This window comes from Microbacterium sp. (genome assembly GCF_047972865.1).
Lineage (GTDB): Bacteria > Actinomycetota > Actinomycetes > Actinomycetales > Microbacteriaceae > Microbacterium.
In genome coordinates this window covers 1-1,561 of sequence record NZ_JBKEAY010000145.1, presented here as the reverse complement: position 1 = coordinate 1,561, position 1,561 = coordinate 1, and the positions used below count along the sequence as shown (strand labels likewise).

1 protein-coding gene and 1 pseudogene are annotated in these 1,561 nt (G+C 64.1%); one reads left to right on the top strand and one right to left on the bottom strand.

The annotated features are described in order from the left end of the window. A partial coding sequence (locus ACK5KK_RS09035) for a hypothetical protein (protein ID WP_416889756.1) occupies positions 1 to 767 on the top strand: 767 nt, incomplete at its 5' end. On the opposite strand, the pseudogene ACK5KK_RS09030 reads toward ACK5KK_RS09035, so the two are convergent. Next, a pseudogene (locus tag ACK5KK_RS09030) lies at positions 737 to 1,144 on the bottom strand (DDE-type integrase/transposase/recombinase); the annotation flags it as partial. The gene ACK5KK_RS09035 and the pseudogene ACK5KK_RS09030 overlap by 31 nt on opposite strands. Positions 1,145 to 1,561 lie beyond the last annotated feature (417 nt).

Genomic DNA, 1,561 nt, shown 5'->3' with positions numbered 1-1,561 from the left:
GGCTTGTGGCGGCGGAATTGGAGGCGCGGTGGAACCGTGCTCTCGCACGCATCAGCGAGATCGAGGCCAAGATTGCCGCGCATGATGCCGGCGCTCCCAAGCCTTCCCCTTTGGCGACGATCGACGCCGCCACGCTCGAGACGAACCTTCGGACGGTCTGGGCGGCGCCGACGACCGATGCCCGGCTCAGGAAGCGCATCGTGCGCACCGTCATCCTCGAGGTGGTCGCCAATATCGACGACGACGCCTCCGAGATCGTCCTTCTCATCCACTGGATCGGCGGCGTGCATACCGAGCTGCGCCTGGCCAAGCGGCGTCCGGGCCAACGCAACAGCACGGCCCCAGAGATCATCGCAGCGGTACGTCAGCTTGTCCTTATCGCCTCCGACGATCTGATCGCGGGAACCCTCAACCGAAACGGTCTGCTGACCGGCCATGGAAACCGATGGACCCGCGAACGGGTCACGGCGCTGAGGTCGCATCACAAGATCCCGGTGTTTCGCCCGGCTCCGGACGGCATCGAACCCTGGCTCAACCTGACCAACGCCGCGCGCCTGCTCGGCGTCACAACGAAGACCCTCAGAATCGCCGCCGAGGCCGGCGACATCCCAGGGATTCATCCGCTACCTGACGGGCCGTGGATCTTCGGTCGTCTGGAACTCGGACATCCGGCGGCTCAGCAGCTCGCTCACCGAGCCAGACAGAGCACCAAACGCGCCACGGGACAGCACCCAGATCAGCAAAACCTTTTCTCTTCAACTGCATAGACAGATGGGCGCAATGAAACAGGATTGTAGAAGCTCAGATAGCGGCCGATCGAGGCTCGAGCTTCGGAGACAGTGGGGTAGGCGCGCAGATAGACTTCCTCGTATTTCACCGTTCGCCAGAGGCGCTCGACGAAGACGTTGTCGCGCCAGGCCCCCTTTCCGTCCATGCTGATGGTGATCTCGGCGTTCCTCAGCACCTTGATGAAGCCGACGCTCGTGAATTGCGAGCCCTGGTCGCTGTTGAAGATCTCGGGCCTGCCGTGTCTGGCGAGCGCCTCCTCCAGCGCCTCGACGCGGAAGTCAGCCGAGAGCGTGATCGACAGCCGCCAGGCCAGCACCCTGCGGCTGAACCAGTCGATGACGGCGGCGAGGTAGACGGCGAGCCTTGTCGCGCCATTGGTCCGAGCGACAATGGCGAGCGCGCGCCATCGGAACGTAGGTTCTTTAATTGATCTCCCGCGCTCGGTCAGTTTGTCGTCCATGTCGGCCGCCTGCGAGGTTCTTTCCGAAGTCGTCCGTCGCGCGGCGCTTCATCTCGGCGTTCAAGGCTCGGGCGTCCCGAAGGTGAAGTGCGCGGTACCCTTGGAGCCGCATGTAGATCGCGCGGGCTCGTCCCGTTGCCTGCCGCTTTGGCCGACGCGGCAACCGTAGTAGGGATTATGTCCTCAGGTGGTGACCATCCTCACGCCTCCCGCTCCTCGACAACACCACCATTCACCCAGATCGCGTGCATCATGACGGCGCGCTTCCTGGCGAGCGCGACCACGGCCTTCTTGTGGCTGGCGCGGCGCTTC